A 15,841-nucleotide genomic window follows, 5' to 3' on the forward strand; every position below is an offset into this window, starting at 1 on the left:
GATGATGCGAGCTACCCGCAACGTCCGAAAGCGTTCATCAATTACATCTTCTTCGACGAGCAATTTAAGATGGTGAGCGGTGGCGCCAGCCCGGTGAACCCCACAGGTTTTACCAAAGACCACTTCTCTGACCTGCAAAATCTCGCTGCCACCAAAAACGGTTATCTTTATATCTATGTGAGCAATGAGAGCCCGGTGAATGTGTTCTTTGATAACCTGCAACTTGTTCATACGCGAAGTGCCTTGTTAGAGGAGACGCATTATTATCCCTTTGGGTTGACGATGGCGGGGATTAGCCATAAAGCGGCCGGTGAGTTGAAGAACCGGTTTAAATACAACGGCAAGGAAGAGCAGCGGGAAGAGTTTAGTGATGGCAGCGGGTTGGAGTGGACGGACTATGGCGCGAGGATGTATGATAATCAAGTAGGGAGATGGGAAGTTCAGGATCCAAAAGCCTGGAAATATGCTTCTTTGGCACCATATCAATATACGAACAATATGCCGGTTAATGCCATTGACATCCATGGAGAAGATATATACATAATAACGGGAAATAAAGCTGTAAAGATTGCGATCGAAACACTTAAGAAAACAGACATAGGAAGATCTCTTTTAGAAAAATATGAGAACAGTAATACTCACGACATTTATATCTCAGCACAGGAGTTCAAAAACAAAGGATATGACGGATTCACAATGGCTGACGTTGAAAATTCTAGTGCTGTCGATGAAAATGGAAGAATAAATATAAAAGGTAATAAAAAGATCAACCAAAGGACTGGTATTGATTTTTCAAATTTTGAAGGGCTAGATATTTCTAAATCAAAAGGTCGAAGAGTTTCGCTTATTACATTAAACACTGAAACTTTTGATATAAAGCAAAATAGGAATGAAGATAAAAAGTATAATGCTGAAACTTTATTTGATGAAATCGGGGCCCACGTTGATCATTACAACGGTAAAAAGTCTGATGCCAACGCAGAACATGAAGCCATCGGATATAAATTTGAAATGGAAAATGGAGATTTTAAAAGAGATAAAGAAGGCAATATCATCTATACGATAATAAAAGGGAGTGACTTGGATAAACTGAGGTCACAACTGGAAGAAGTATTAAAATCTGATAAGAAATCAGTTAAAAAAAAATAAACTCCGATGATTGTTACCCCCACCTCTAAAAACTACATATACTATTTATTAACTATTATAACACTTTACTCTTGCAAAACATCAAAAGAGCAGCATTTTTTCTTGAAAAAAGAAAATTCTGAAGTCAGTGTTTTTAAAGTAAACTATAAGATTAAGCTCGGAGGCGGCAAAGTAAAAAATGTAAACGAAGTAATTTACGCAGGATTCACCACTGATTCAGTCGTATTAAATGGTCGAAAATATAACAAACTGATCTTTGGAAACAATCAGGAGACCGCAGTTGGATTGGTGCGACGGGCTAACGAGGGTCTGTATTGCTTACCGTTAGACGCAACGACCGACGATATTGAAAAACCTTTTTTAAAGTTTAATGTAGCAAAAGGTGATTCATGGATTATAAATCTTGGCGAAGATTTACTCTGGCAAAGGAAAATAGTGTTTACAGATAAAAATGATCGGAACGGTCTGTTCGTATATGAGCTAGGTACGGCCGATACTTATACTACAACGACCACATCTGTTAACAAGTTATACTATAGTAAAAATGATGGGTTTACCAGACTACAAATCAAGACACACTGGGCTGTCATTTCGGTCGACAAGGAGAAAGAGTATACCCAACAGTGAGAAACCCAACCGCCAACACGCGGAAGCCGCTCATCAATGCCATAAAAAAACAGTTGTCGAGATGGTGATCATCAAGAAAAATGACTTGTTACATGTTATTTATAGGATGGGAAATGTCGGTGTTTTTTCGGATTCTTCACATATCGTTTATCAATGACTTGATTCGACCAATGCGTCTTATCCACAACGCCGCAAAGCGTTTATCAATTACATCTTCTTCGACGAGCAGTTTAAGATGGTCAGTGGTGGCGCAAGCACGGTGAATCCGACTGGTTTTACCAAAGACCACTTCACTGACCTGCAAAATCTCGCTGCCACCAAAAACGGTTATCTTTATGTCTATGTGAGCAATGAGAGCCCGGTGAATGCCTGTGCCGATACTTCGGCATTCTTTGATATCCCGAGAATTCGGGATGCAGCTGGCTCATACTCGCAGTCCGTTATTGGAAGAAACCCATTATTATCCTTTTGTCCCGAGAATTCGGGATGACGATGGCGGGGATAAGCCATAAAGCAGCCGGCGAGTTGAAGAACCGGTTTAAGTACAACGGTAAAGAAGAGCAGCGGGAAGAGTTTAGTGATGGTTCAGGATTAGAATGGACAGATTATGGGGCGAGGATGTATGATAATCAAGTAGGCCGGTGGCATGTGGTAGACCCCCTTTCTGATTCAATGAGGCGGTTCTCATCCTATGCTTACGTTTTCGATAATCCCATCAGATTTATTGACCCAGATGGTATGAGAGTGGCTGACCCTGGAGATAAATTTAAAACAAAAGATGCTGCTGCACTTGACTTTGCCAAGCTCTACAACGATAATTCAATAGCTAAGTCGAAAGAGTTTGCTACCTATATTGTTGAGATAAAACAAGGAAGTACGGTGTTCTATACATATTTAAAGCCGAATGAGGGTTCAGAAGCAGCCTCCAGACCTAAAGGCTTAGGTTTGTCAAATGAAGGCGATGCAACAATCGTTGCCCGAGCCCATACTCATGGTTCTTATGACCCTAAATATTCTAACAACGTATTTTCACCAGCAGATTTAACGAATGCTAAAAGTGAAGGGGTCGACAGTTATGTAGCAACACCTAATGGCAGTTTGCAAAAATATGATAACTCAACGGGTACGACTTCTACCATAAGTACTGCAATACCAAGTGACCCTAATGACCCGGCAAGATTAAACATGACCAATCCTACTACATTGCCCAAAAATGAACCAACTTATGGCGCATGGGATTGGATAAAACGAAATATTATAGCACCAGTCTTAAAAGGTGCATCTGGTACAAAAGGATAAAACTGAAAGTATGAGAATGAAAAAATGGGGTTTGGTAAGCATGATAGTTGTGTGCTTTATTTTGGGTTTGAGCTGTAACAACCCGCCAAAACAGCAACAGCCGGGTGAATCATCAGAAAAAGAAAGCACTCCGGAAGAAAAGGAAGTGCTGAAGAAAGCAGAAGAAATTGCCTTTAGTGAATACGGTGAAGTAATCAAAAAAGAGTTGCCGTTAAAAGCACGGCTATCAGGAGATTCTATTTGGATTATAGAAGGCACTTTACCACGTGGGGCAGATGGAGGAACCGTTTATATTGAACTAAGTAAAGGAGACCATGCAGTACTAAAAATTACTCACTACAAATAATGTCTTGTTGGCAAAAGTCTTTTACTCCTACAAACCCTCCCCGGGAAAGCATTAATCTGCTTCGTTCCCCACCCATTTGCCAGCTAAATCTAACCTTGTTTAGTTCGCAGATTCTCATATTATTGAAATAAATTCGCCGCACAATCATTCCTGCTATTGAAACGACTGAACCCGATAATACTGCCACTGCTCATCCTGCTGCTCGCTAAGAGCGCACATGGACAATACAATGGCTTCAGCGTTTCCACCGACCTGAGCCTGCTCAGGAGTTTTCAAAAAAATCAGCAGTTCAATGCCATCGGTAATTGTATCCGTTTTACCAGTCATATAACACCGCAGGATGGCTTTTATGCATGGCTTTCCTTTTACGGATCGAAAGACGTATATGCCGTTGCGGAAGCTACAGCCAAGGATCCTTCCGCGCAACCGCAAACACTTTCGTTTACCAATCGCTCTTCTATCCGCATCCGGAATATATCATTGGGCTGGACACATTATTTCGTCCGTACCATGAAAGAAGAAAGCCAAATCTTCGGTTTGTATGGTCAGGCGGGATTTGGTCTACTATTCGGCAGGGTAAAAAATCTTTTCGTGGATGCTGTCGATACGGCGTTTTACAGCACCACCTTACGCCCGGGAAGCTCCGGCTTCAAAAGACTAACACTCGACCTTGGACTTGGCGCAGAAAAAAACATTGGGGGCGAAGTATTCCTGTTTCTCGAAACCCGCTGCTACGTCCCGGCTTCCAGCTATGAGAATCCTTATCTTTTTGTAAATAAAAACGCACCGCTTACAGGCACGCTTCATCTCGGCCTGCGCGTGCTTTTCGATTAAAAGAATATCATGACATCCACAACGCCACTGCTCATCGAAGAAGTAAGTCTTTACAAGTTGTTTATTCCCCTTAAAGAGCCTTTTGTCATCTCACTCGGACCTATTCCAAATGCAGAGAATGTAGTCGTAAAGATCAGGACCAATGCCGGCATTACCGGTTATGGCGAATGCAGCCCGTTCATGAGCATCAACGGCGAAAGCATGGATACCTGTTTCGTAGTAGGACAGTATTTTGCCAAATTGCTGAAAGGAAAAAATGCACTCGATATCGAAGAGCGTGTTGCCGATATGGATAAACTTATCTACGGCAATACCAGCATCAAAAGCGCTTTCGATATCGCCTTATATGACATCGCTGCGCAGCATGCAGGACTTCCCTTGTATAAATTTCTGGGCGGCAACAACCAGAAGACCATCATCACTGATTATACCGTCAGCATCGGCGATCCCGTGAAGATGGCGGCCGACGCCGTTAAAATAAAAGAAGAAGGATACCCGGCCATTAAAATAAAACTGGGCAAACACGGACCTGACGATGTGGAACGCATCCGTGCCATACGTGCGGCAGTTGGCAACGACATACCGCTGCGCATCGATGCCAACCAGGGATGGCAGGTAGAAGAAGCCATCACCACACTCAAAGAGCTTGCAGCCTTCGGCATTCAGCATTGCGAGGAACCGATTCCGCGTTGGGCATTCATGGAGTTGCCGCGCGTGCGCAAGGAAAGTCCGATCCCGATCATGAGCGACGAAAGCTGCGGCGACGATCACGATGCGGCACGTTTAATTCAATTGAAGGCCTGTGATTACATGAACATCAAACTCGGCAAATCCGGCGGTATTTTCAAAGCCTTGAAAATGGTGAAACTGGCGGAAGATGCGGGTATTCATCTGCAGGTCGGCGCCTTCATGGAGTCACGTTTGGCCATGACGGCCTTCGCACATTTTTCCATGTGCAGTCCGCAGATCGAACATTACGATTTCGATACTTCGCTGATGTTTTCGGCTGATCCCATACTCGGCGGTATGGTCTACGAGGCCAATGGCCGCATCCGTGTTCTCGAAACACCCGGCCTCGGAGCTACGCTGGCTCCTGAATGGGAGGAGAAATGTGAAAATGTGAAAGTGTGAAAATGTGTAAATGTGTAAATGAAACAGCCAACGCACCTGTTCAATTTTTTGAATTTTTACTTTTTAATTTTGAATTAGCCTCATTTACACATTGCTCCCCGGAGCATTGTCTTTCCATCTCCACAGATGCATACACGCATAAGTACGGTAGGGGCTCCATTTTTTGGAAACACGCAACATCTCTTCCCTGAATTTCTTTTTATCTGTAGCGTCGAGTTTGTAAAGACCCGCTATGGCCTGCTGAATACCGAGATCATCCACCGCAAACACATCCTCGCGGCCGAGGGCAAACATCAATAACATCTCCACCGTCCAGCGGCCAACACCTTTGATCACGGTTAAATAATTGATCACTTCCTCGTCCGTCATCTTGTTGAGTTTGGCGGCACTCATGCCGTGTTCCAGTTCAAAACGGGCCACGCTCTGTACATAACTCACTTTGGCGTTGCTCAGCCCGATGGCACGCAGGCGTTCCGGAGCAGTATCGAGTATCTGTTGAGCCGTGGGCTGTTTGCCACCATACAGATCCAGGAAACGGCCGTAGATCACATCCGCCACGCGCACAGACAGTTGCTGACTCATGATCGAGGCACAGAGATAATTGCAGATATTGCGGCGCTTGCGCAAAGCCAGCGGACCAATACTTTCCAGCAAGGGCCGTAAACGCCGGTCTTTATGAAGATGGGAATGGTAACGCATAGAACTGAAAAAGGAACCGAAAGTTACGATTTTAACTGGCCGCCATAAATCCGGTTCATGCGAACAAGGATAAAACACGAAATTTGCGGTGTGAAACGAGAACTTGTTCCCACTACCGATGGCTCACACACTGTAGCCATCCCCGAAATGCAGGTGACCTATCACTCGCATCATGGTGCCATCCGCGAATCGATGCACGTATTCATCGGCGCCGGACTGCAGCCTGCACTCGACATATTTTCAGAAGAACTTTCGATCCTGGAAATGGGATGGGGCACCGGGCTGAACGGATTGCTTACTTTTCAATATGCAACCGCTTTGCCCAACGAAATACATTATCACAGCCTGGAACAATATCCGCTGGAACCGGAGATCGTTGCGGCACTGAATTATTGCGACCAACTGCATGCTCCGGAGCTTCAACCGGCATTTGAACAGATGCATGCCTGTGCATGGAACGAAGAAGTAAAAATCAGTGAACGTTTTTTTCTGCAAAAAATAAAAACGGACCTGCTTTCTTTTCAGCCGGCCCGTCGGTATCATGTTATTTATTTCGATGCGTTTGCGCCCACTGCGCAGCCTGAATTGTGGACGCAGGAAGTATTTGAAAAGTTATTCGCCGCCATGCATCCTGGTGGGCTGCTCGTTACCTATTGCAGCAAAGGTGTGGTGCGTCGCGCCATGCAGGCCGCTGGTTTTATCGTGGAAAAAATCCCCGGCCCTCCCGGCAAGCGGGAAATGGTCAGGGCTGCAAAACCGTGATCAGCCAAACCACTCTTTGAACTGTGACACGCGTTCACGGCTTACGATTACTTTCTCCCCAGGTGAACAGGTTTTGAAAAAAACTTCCAACCGGCTATTAGTATAGGGTTTCAGGTGAGCAACAAAAGAAATATTTACAATCATGCTTCTGTTGACACGGAAAAAATGGGCCGGATCCAGCATGCCTTCTATACGGTCAAGGGAATAATTGACAATATAATGTACGCCGTTCCTGTCAGTCAGGTAAACCACTTTATTCACCGCCTGGAAGTACACAATATCCTTTGCTTCTGCAAATAGCAGCCGCTGACCCTTTTTGACAAGAAACTTTGTTTTATAACTCAATTCCGGCTCCAGCGAACCCAGTTGGTTGTACCGCGAAGGAAAATAGTTTTCAGTAAACTTTTCCAGTTTGGCAATGGCTGCCGCAAGGGATTCAAATGACACCGGCTTTAAAATGTAATCAATGCTCATCACCTTGAAGGCATCCATTACGTAGCGATCGTAGGCCGTGGTAAAAATTACGGGGCCGTTATAATCAACCTGCCGGAAAATATCAAAACTCTGACCATCAGAAAGGTGAATATCAAGAATCAGCAGTCCGGGCAACGACTCTCTGCGGAGATAAGACACTGTATCCTGCACGCTGTCGAAGCAGGCGCAAACATTCAAAGCCGGATTGGCCCGGTTAAGCAAAAGCTTCAGCCGGTCGGCCGCGGGTGCTTCGTCTTCAGCTATCAGTACATTCATGACTTGTCAATCGTTAATAAGGGCAAAACAACTTCGAAACGCTCTTCTGTTTGGACAACTTCCACTTCGCGTGCACTCAGGTAACGGTACGACTGTCGGATATTTTGCAGGCCGATACCGGTTGAATCCGCATCTGGTGTACGAGGTTGAAAATTATTCATCACCCTGATAGTGTCGTTGCCATCGGCAACTACTGCTATCAACAAGGGCCTGGCGGGTGAAACAATATTATGCTTTACGGCATTCTCGATTACCAACTGTAAAGAGGCCGGAACAATATACTGGTTATGACAGGATTCGGCGATATCAATTGTTACCTGCAGACCTTCGCCAAAACGTTTTTGCAGCAGATAAAGATAAGGTTTGATAAAACCAAGCTCTTCGCTTAATTGAACAGCTTCCCGGTCCCGATTATGAAGAATATAACGGTACACACTGGAAAAAGATTCAATGAACCGGTTAGCATCCGGGTTGTCTCTGATCACCATCGCCGACAGTACATTCAGGTTGTTGAACAGGAAATGTGGGTTCACCTGGTTACGGAACAACTGCAATTGTATCTGTGTATTCGCCTGGCGCAGTTCCTCTGCTTCCTGCCATTTGCGGCGGTAGTCACTGAAAAAAATATAGACCGCATTAAGAAGATGGTAGAGCAACACCAGCAGGCTCGCATAAATAGCCATCAGCTTGAGCGGATTTCTGTTTTGATGCCATGAATACTGGTGAATCACCATGCCATTTACAATAACCACCAGTGTGGACACGAACATTGCCAACAAACCTCCGGTAAAAAAAAAGGAGATAAAGTAGCCGGCACGCTGTTTGTCCGTATTAAATTTTCTACGCCAGAAAGGCTCCAGCCACCGGTTACCTTCCCAGGTCAGCCAAGTTGTCAACAGGATAGAACCTGCAGCATAATACCATTCAATCCGGATGTCAAAGTATTTGTATACTTCGCAAAGCACGGTACACAGATAGGTATACAGCGACAAGGCCACAATAAACAAATAACGGTAACGGTTACTGAAGAGACTCATACTTAAAATTACCCAACTGCCTCCAAAAGGAAACAGTTGGGCTTGGTTTAGCGTGAAACAAATCAGGGCAGCAAAACCTTATCAATCACATGGATCACGCCATTGGTGGCAACGATATTGGTGCCGGTGATGGCTGCAGCAGTACTGTTGCCAGCCCCTTTAACTTTTGCTCCACCAGCCAGCGTTATCGTCACATTTCCTCCCTGAAGCGTTGCGGGAGTTGCCCCTTCGGTCAGATCGCTGGAAAAAACCCTTGCATTAAGAACATGGTAGAGCAAAATATTTTTAATGGTGTTAGGATCTGCAGATTGGATAGAGGCAATGGTCGGAAACCCCGCATCTATGAACGCCTGATTGGTAGGCGCAAAAACAGTGAGCGGACCGGCAGCCGACAAGGCCGCAGCAATATCGGTTCCGCTGGCTCCCGCGCGCTGAACAGCAGCCACCAGGTAGGTTAAGTTGCTGTTGGCAACAGCAGTTTCTACAATGTTACCACTCGGCGGCATCAATACACTGCCAATAACATGGATCACACCGTTGGTGGCATTTACATCGGCCTGCGCAACCTTTATGCCGTTGATAAATACGCCATTATTGTTGCGCGTAACATAGGCCTTGGCTCCATTAACCGTCGATACCTCTGCATTAGGACCGGCGGGTACAGAGGAAGAAGGGATTCGCTGAGCTAGCACATGATATTTAAGAACTGCATCCAACGTGGCAACAGGGGTAGTGCCGATAGCAGACTCTGTAAGCCCGGCTGCAGTAAAGGCATCATTAGTAGGCGCAAACACCGTAATATTATTGGTGCTACCCAGATAAGTAGCCAGTTGGGCACGGCCTACCGCCGTTTCCAGCAAACTGAAATCCGGATTTGCAACAACCGTTTCCGTTACCGTACGGTTGCTGTTGTTATCATCATCATCTTTATCGCAACTGGTAAACAGAAATAAAGCCGCCGCAGAAAGCGGTAAAATAGATCCGAACAGGATGTTTTTGACGTACATAATTCAGGTTTTAAACAGTGAAGAATAAACCTGATGACTCAAAATAATTACCAGATAATGAAAAAACCTTCGGATTTCCGACAAGTTGTCGATCAGAAGGGTTGAATTGTAAATATTAAATCTGTATTAGCAACAGTTACCACACAGTGTGGATTTATTACTACGAAATGATGCAGACCGGGGCGGTGAAATGTGAAAATGTGTCCCGAAGCAAGCTTCGGAAAGTATAGTTTAATGACTGAAATACATGGGCCGTTCAATTTTCACATCTACACATGGCCCCGCTGTAGGCGGGCACATTTACACATTCTTTCACGATATCGTAAAACTCATCTCCCCATTCTTCTCATCCTTCAGCAAAATCCCGATCTCCTGTAATTGATTCCGGATTTTATCGGAGGTGGCAAAGTCTTTACGGCCGCGTGCTTCGCGACGGATATCCATCACTAATTGCATTACTGCCTGTAATTTGCCATTGTCCTGTTCGGATACAGACTGGATACCGAGAATATCTTCGAGGTATACACGCATTTGGTTTTGCAACAATTCAAATGTAGCAGCCGACAACGCCGATGTGGCAATCGTCTGATCTTTCATGGAATTGATGGTAGGAACGAGTTCAAACATGTTGGCGAGGATCTTCGCTGTGCTGAAGTCGTCGTTCATGAATTCTTCAAACTCCTTTATCAGACCGCTTACACGTTCGTCAAGTGCCGCATCGCCAGCGTTATCGCTGTCACCGGTGCGAACAAGTTTTTGCAGATGTTCGTAGGCTTCCCATAATCTTTTCAATCCGCGTTCAGCCGCCTGCAATGCTTCGTTGCTGAAGTCAAGCGTGCTGCGGTAATGCGTTTGCAGGATAAAGAAACGGATCACCATCGGATGATAAGCTTTGGCCAATACCGGACTGTCACCGCTGAACAATTGCGTAAACGTGATATGGTTGCCGTAGCTTTTTCCCATTTTTTTCCCATCCACAGTGATCATGTTGTTGTGCATCCAGTAACGCACCGGTGCTTCATGATTGCAGATAGTGCTTTGTGCTATTTCACTTTCGTGATGCGGAAACTGCAGATCCATTCCCCCGCCGTGAATATCAAAACGTGGTCCCAGGTATTTGGTAGCCATGGCCGAGCACTCAATGTGCCAGCCCGGGAAACCCACGCCCCATGGGCTTTGCCAGCGCATGATATGTTCGGGTGCCGCACTTTTCCACAAGGCAAAGTCTGCTCGGTCACGCTTTTCTTCCTGGCCGTCGAGGTCGCGCGTGGTTTCCAGCAGGTCATCGATCACACGGCCGCTCAGTTTACCATAATCAAAATTGGCTGCATATTTTTTTACGTCGAAATAAACGGAACCATTTACTTCATAGGCATATCCATCGGCAATGATCTTTTCGATCATGCCTATCTGCTCTACAATGTGACCGGTAGCCGTTGGTTCGATGGAAGGTGACAATGTGTTGAAGCGCTGCATGGCCCAATGAAACAGATTGGTGTATTTGTGCACCAGCTCCATCGGTTCGAGTTTTTCCAATACCGCTTTTTTGGAAATTTTATCCTCCGCTTCTTTTCCTTCTTCTTCAAAATGCCCGGCATCGGTGATGTTGCGCACATAACGCACTTTATAACCCAGGTGCTGCAGGTACCGGAATACCACATCAAAGGTGACATAAGGACGCGCATGTCCGAGATGGCTTTCGCCACTTACAGTCGGACCACACACATACATACCCACGTGTCCGGGAGTCAGCGGTGTAAACACTTCTTTGGTGCGGGAAAGGGAGTTGAAAATTTTCAGTTCGCTCATAATATAATCCGGTACGGCGGCCGTACCCTGCTTTTGGCGCAAAAATAATCAATTAAGGCCGTGTTTGGGTGGATTACTGCTTATTGAGACTGATATCTGCCACCAGCATGTAGTGGTCGGAATAATCGCGTACATAGCGTTTAAACTGCCGGATGCTGAAATTTTTATCTGCCAGGATATAATCGATCCTTAACGTGGGCGAAAGTGCCGAGAAAGTGCGGCCGATACCCGAACCTTTGCGCAGGAATGCATCCTGCATGTCGCGGCGGATGGTAAAATAGGTGTAGGAATTGGGAATATCATTGAGGTCGCCGCAGAACAACACGGGGTAAGGGCTGTCATCCATCACCTGGCGCACCATATCGGCCTGGATCGAGCGGTAACGGACGCCGGTTCGCAATTTGGAGAAAATGGTCCTGGAATTATTCACCATGCCGTCCTGCGCTTCCTTGATCCGGTCTATTTTTTCATAATCCGATTTTTTAAACTGCAGGGATTGCAAATGCGTGGAATAAACGCGTACAATTCTTTTTCCCACGCGCAGGTCTGCATGTACCAGCGCTTCCGGGAGTGTTGGCCGCGGAAAACGCAACATGCCGCTGTCTACCATCGGATAACGGGAAAAAATAACGGTGCCCGTATAATGATTGTCGCCGTCATTGTCGTGTGAAAAAACATAATAGGGATAGTTCAGCTCTTTGCTGATATAATCGAGGTTGGCGTACCACTCGGGATTGCCGGAATGAAAAAATTCCTGCAGGCACAATACGTCTGCCTGCTGTTCGCGTAGCTGATCCATCATCTTCAAACGCGTCTGGCTTCCCTTGTTATTGTTGCGTTTCATTTCAATGAAGCGCGCTACGTTCCAGGTTACGATGCGGATACTACCCGGTTCCTTTTTTTCGTTGAAGCTGCTGCCAAAATGGAAGCCCATGAAAACGCTGATGCTCTTCCAACCGAGTGCGAGGGCAATCACGGACACCAGGGCATATTTCCGTTTGAAGAACAGCCACCAGATCAGGAATAACAAAAGAGGTAAAAGTAAAAAGGGAAAAGCGAGTCCGCTCAGCGAGATCATCCACCATTTTTGCGGGTCCATATACGGTGCAAGGCATGCTATGAGAAACAGCACGGCAAAGCCGATATTGATCAGCAACAAAAACCGTTTGGTGAAAATGCGGAACTTACTAGCCATCGCCCTAAAATAACGCAAAAAAAGTTGGCACCGATTTACAACGTGCCCTCTTTTTATTTATCCTCCTTCGCAGCGCGCTTGAGCAGCTCTTTTTCATCTTCCGTCAGGTATTCATAACCTTTCTGGTTGATTTTGTCGAGGATTTCGTCGATACGTTGCTGGGTAACGTTTGGTGTACGTTTGAAAGGAGGCTGCGGGCTTTTGTAGAACAATTCCTCCTTGATCGACGCGCCTTTTTTGGGTTTATCGGGATTGAAAAGATCGTTGATCCAGTCAAAAAAGCGGTTCATCCAGTCGCTGCCGTCGTAACCGCGACGCAGCAGGAGGATAAACAGCACACCGGTGAGTGCGCCACCTACATGTGCGATCAGCTCTGCGGGGTTGGACATCGGCACCGATGCCACTACTACCACGGCATAAATAACCGTGAGCACCCAGAGGGGAATTCCACCTTTGATCAATGGAAAAAGCCGGAAACCCGGAGCGATGGTGGTAACCGCGGCCGCTACGGCGGCAATACCCGTTGAACAACCAATGAGCGAGGCAGAAGCGATACTAACAGACGGAATCAGCTGACAAGCTGCAATAAACGCAGCAGCACCGCCGAGAACGCCATAGATATAAACGGGTATTAATTTTCTGTTGCCGGTCAGGTCCTGCAGGATATAACCAAAGAACCAGAGCCAGAGCATGTTTGGAATAACACGCCAGATATTATCGTGACTGAAACCGTAGCTGAGAACGGTCCACGGATATTGCAATAATTTCTTTGCATCGCCCGGCAATTCCACCCATCGCAAAACGCGTTCGCGGAAAAGTTGATTCACGACCTGCTGGTCCTGCGAAAACAAATGATAAAGTGCATGGATGAATGCGAGGGCCACATACATGATCATATTGATCGCGATCAGCAGCACCAGCGCATTTGTGCGTGGCCCCATGGACAAACGATGCTCGTATCGTTTCGGATAATGACTCATACAGGCTATTCTTCTCTGCGAAATTACGTCATGCCGCGAAAAAGCAGGACGGATAAGGCGCATGATCTTTTAATATAACGTCCTGCGATTGGTTTTGTTCCAGATTAGTACGATTATAAAGCCTGTTAAGGCCCCTCCCAGATGCGCAAAGTGTGCAACGCCATTGTCCAGCACCGGGGAAAAGGCGCCTAAAATATCAAGGACCATCAGACCCGGCACAAAATACTTTGCTTTGATGGGCACCGGGAAAAAGATGAGCATGAATTCGGTATTGGGAAATAGCCAGGCAAAACCCGCCATCAGCCCCATAATAGCACCGGACGCGCCCAATGCATAACCGATTTCTACCGGACCACCGGCCGCTATCTGCTGGTTTACCTGGATATATTCAACACCCAGGTGCGCAGCAGCCGCTCCCAGCCCGCAAACAAGGTAAAAAAACAAGAAACGTTTACTTCCCCAATAAGATTCCAGTACCCGCCCGATCATCCACAGCATCAGCATATTGAACAGCAGGTGCATAAACCCCGCATGCAAAAACATATGCGTAAAAATCTGGTAAGGCTCGAAATAAGACGTGTTCACCGGCCACAGCGACAACTTGCGCGTCATATCATACTGCGGATCAAAAAACTGCTGCGCCACAAAAGCCAGGATGTTGATAATGAGAAGATTTTTAACAACCGGCGGAAAACTCTCGGATCGTGTATAACGGAAATTACTCATACTGGTTTTTTATTCAGGCAATTCGTTGTTTAATTCTTTTTTCAGTTTCAACTGCACCACATTTTCAATGTGCAGCGTATGCGGGAACATATCGACCGGCTTTACGCGCGTTACTTCATATTTCTCCGACAGCCATTGCAGGTCGCGGGCCTGTGTAGCCGGGTTGCAGCTCACATACACCACCACCGGCGCCGCCATATCGAGGATCTTGCGCACCAGCTTTTCATGCATGCCCGCACGCGGAGGATCGGTTATGATCACATCCGGACGGCCGTGTTTCGCAAAAAACTCATCGTCGCATATATCCACCACATCCCCCGCATAAAACGCCGTATCCTTCAGGTTGTTCAGTGCCGCATTCTCTTTTGCATCTTCTATGGCTGCAGCAATTACTTCCACGCCTACTACTTTTCCCGCTTTTTCGCTCAGAAAGATGCCAATACTGCCCGTACCACAGTAAAGATCATAGACCGTTTCGTTGCCCGTGAGTTCGGCAAATTCCCGCGTTACCTGGTATAATCTTTCTCCCTGTGACGTATTGGTTTGGAAAAATGATTTCGGTCCTACTTTAAATTGAAATGCCTCCAGCGTTTCCACCACATATCCCTTGCCGTAGTAGGCCACGGGCTCCAGATCGTGCAGGCTGTCGTTCCATTTGGTATTGACCGTATATAATAACGTAGTGATCTCCGGAAACAACGCAAGCAAATGATCCATCAAGGGGATTATTTTCTTTTTGTCCGGCTCACCCACTACCACATTCACCATCAGTTCGCCGCTGCGGCACAACCGTACCTGCATTGTCCGAAGAAAACCCTGGTGCGCACGGATATCATAAAATGAATAACCGTGCTCCAGTCCGTAATGTTTAATCGCCTTACGAATGGCATTGGTCGGCTCGGCCTGCAGGTAACAGGTGTCGATATCCACTAATTTGTCAAACATCCCGCGGGCATGGAATCCTGCCACCTGGCTGTCCGGCGTAATATCCGGGTTGCCCAGTTCCTCCGTGGTCAGGAAACGGCGGTTGCCAAACGTATATTCCATTTTGTTGCGGTAATAACGCGTATCCTCCGCGCCCAAAATGGGTTCGATGACCGGCAGTTGCAGTTTGCCGATGCGCTGCAAATTGTCTTTTACCTGCCGCTCTTTGTATTGCAGTTGGCGTTCATAAGGCAGCATCTGCCACTGGCAGCCACCGCAAACGCCGAAATGTGAGCAGAATGGCGTCACCCGGTCAGGCGAATAACTATGAAAGTGTGCGGGCCGGCCTTCCGCCCAGTCTTTTTTATTTTTACCCAGTCTTACGTCCACCACATCGCCGGGCACCACCTGTTCGATAAAAATCACCTTCCCGTCTACCCGCCCCAGCGATTTGCCTTCGGCGGCATAATCTTCCACCAGCACTTTCTCCAATACAACCTGTTTCTTCTTCCTTGCCATAATCCCGCAAAAATACGGGAAAGAGGCGCGGCAACCTTCCCCGGGCT

The 15,841-nt window shown here is 46.5% G+C and carries 16 protein-coding genes; 7 read left to right on the top strand and 9 right to left on the bottom strand.

The window, feature by feature from the left end:
• The 6 genes from H608_RS23655 to H608_RS0111420 form a co-directional block, all read left to right on the top strand.
• Positions 1-1,149 (top strand): RHS repeat domain-containing protein (locus H608_RS23655; RefSeq protein WP_281169175.1); only part of this gene is annotated, 1,149 nt, incomplete at its 5' end.
• Positions 1,150-1,155: 6 nt separating this feature from the next.
• The gene (locus tag H608_RS0111395) at positions 1,156-1,776 is read left to right on the top strand and encodes a hypothetical protein (protein ID WP_155990137.1); all 621 of its coding nucleotides are present in this window, start codon (positions 1,156-1,158) and stop codon (positions 1,774-1,776) included.
• Between the two features lie 468 nt (positions 1,777-2,244).
• The gene (locus tag H608_RS24510; protein ID WP_162142870.1) at positions 2,245-3,075 is read left to right on the top strand and encodes a DUF4329 domain-containing protein; all 831 of its coding nucleotides are present in this window, start codon (positions 2,245-2,247) and stop codon (positions 3,073-3,075) included.
• Positions 3,076-3,085: 10 nt separating this feature from the next.
• Complete coding sequence (locus H608_RS23660; protein WP_155990138.1) at positions 3,086-3,421, top strand: NTF2 fold immunity protein; 336 nt, start codon at positions 3,086-3,088, stop codon at positions 3,419-3,421.
• A gap of 156 nt (positions 3,422-3,577) precedes the next feature.
• The gene (locus tag H608_RS0111415; protein WP_028787787.1) at positions 3,578-4,255 is read left to right on the top strand and encodes a hypothetical protein; all 678 of its coding nucleotides are present in this window, start codon (positions 3,578-3,580) and stop codon (positions 4,253-4,255) included.
• Positions 4,256-4,264: 9 nt separating this feature from the next.
• The gene (locus H608_RS0111420; protein ID WP_081658874.1) at positions 4,265-5,386 is read left to right on the top strand and encodes a mandelate racemase/muconate lactonizing enzyme family protein; all 1,122 of its coding nucleotides are present in this window, start codon (positions 4,265-4,267) and stop codon (positions 5,384-5,386) included.
• An 84-nt stretch (positions 5,387-5,470) separates the two neighbouring features.
• Here H608_RS0111420 and H608_RS0111425 read toward each other — a convergent pair whose 3' ends face one another.
• The gene (locus H608_RS0111425; RefSeq protein ID WP_028787789.1) at positions 5,471-6,085 is read right to left on the bottom strand and encodes a DNA-3-methyladenine glycosylase family protein; all 615 of its coding nucleotides are present in this window, start codon (positions 6,083-6,085) and stop codon (positions 5,471-5,473) included.
• Between the two features lie 90 nt (positions 6,086-6,175).
• Between H608_RS0111425 and mnmC2 the strand changes: the two genes are divergently transcribed.
• Complete coding sequence (mnmC2, locus tag H608_RS0111430; protein WP_211227059.1) at positions 6,176-6,847, top strand: tRNA (5-methylaminomethyl-2-thiouridine)(34)-methyltransferase MnmC2; 672 nt, start codon at positions 6,176-6,178, stop codon at positions 6,845-6,847.
• Here mnmC2 and H608_RS0111435 read toward each other — a convergent pair whose 3' ends face one another.
• The 8 genes from H608_RS0111435 to rlmD form a co-directional block, all read right to left on the bottom strand.
• Positions 6,848-7,597 (bottom strand): LytR/AlgR family response regulator transcription factor, encoded by a 750-nt coding sequence (locus H608_RS0111435; RefSeq protein ID WP_028787791.1) that lies wholly within the window; start codon positions 7,595-7,597, stop codon positions 6,848-6,850.
• A complete protein-coding gene (locus H608_RS0111440; protein ID WP_028787792.1) occupies positions 7,594-8,634 on the bottom strand; it encodes a sensor histidine kinase in 1,041 nt (346 codons plus the stop codon). Before H608_RS0111440 ends, H608_RS0111435 begins: the two co-directional genes overlap by 4 nt.
• A 62-nt stretch (positions 8,635-8,696) precedes the next feature.
• On the bottom strand, positions 8,697-9,641 hold the full coding sequence (locus H608_RS0111445; RefSeq protein ID WP_038008272.1) for a fasciclin domain-containing protein: 945 nt from the start codon (positions 9,639-9,641) through the stop codon (positions 8,697-8,699).
• Between the two features lie 312 nt (positions 9,642-9,953).
• Positions 9,954-11,492 (bottom strand): cysteine--tRNA ligase, encoded by a 1,539-nt coding sequence (gene cysS, locus H608_RS0111450; RefSeq protein WP_245565753.1) that lies wholly within the window; start codon positions 11,490-11,492, stop codon positions 9,954-9,956.
• 31 nt (positions 11,493-11,523) lie between these two features.
• Positions 11,524-12,645 (bottom strand): endonuclease/exonuclease/phosphatase family protein, encoded by a 1,122-nt coding sequence (locus H608_RS0111455; protein WP_028787795.1) that lies wholly within the window; start codon positions 12,643-12,645, stop codon positions 11,524-11,526.
• Between the two features lie 53 nt (positions 12,646-12,698).
• Positions 12,699-13,625, bottom strand: a complete 927-nt coding sequence (locus H608_RS22135) for a rhomboid family intramembrane serine protease (protein WP_028787796.1) — start codon at positions 13,623-13,625, stop codon at positions 12,699-12,701.
• Between the two features lie 69 nt (positions 13,626-13,694).
• Entirely contained in the window at positions 13,695-14,351 is a 657-nt protein-coding gene (locus H608_RS0111465; RefSeq protein ID WP_028787797.1) for a rhomboid family intramembrane serine protease, read from the bottom strand.
• 9 nt (positions 14,352-14,360) lie between these two features.
• Complete coding sequence (gene rlmD, locus H608_RS0111470; RefSeq protein ID WP_028787798.1) at positions 14,361-15,794, bottom strand: 23S rRNA (uracil(1939)-C(5))-methyltransferase RlmD; 1,434 nt, start codon at positions 15,792-15,794, stop codon at positions 14,361-14,363.
• Positions 15,795-15,841 lie beyond the last annotated feature (47 nt).

The sequence above is a fragment of the Terrimonas ferruginea DSM 30193 genome, from assembly GCF_000425585.1.
Classification (GTDB): Bacteria; Bacteroidota; Bacteroidia; order Chitinophagales; family Chitinophagaceae; genus Terrimonas; species Terrimonas ferruginea.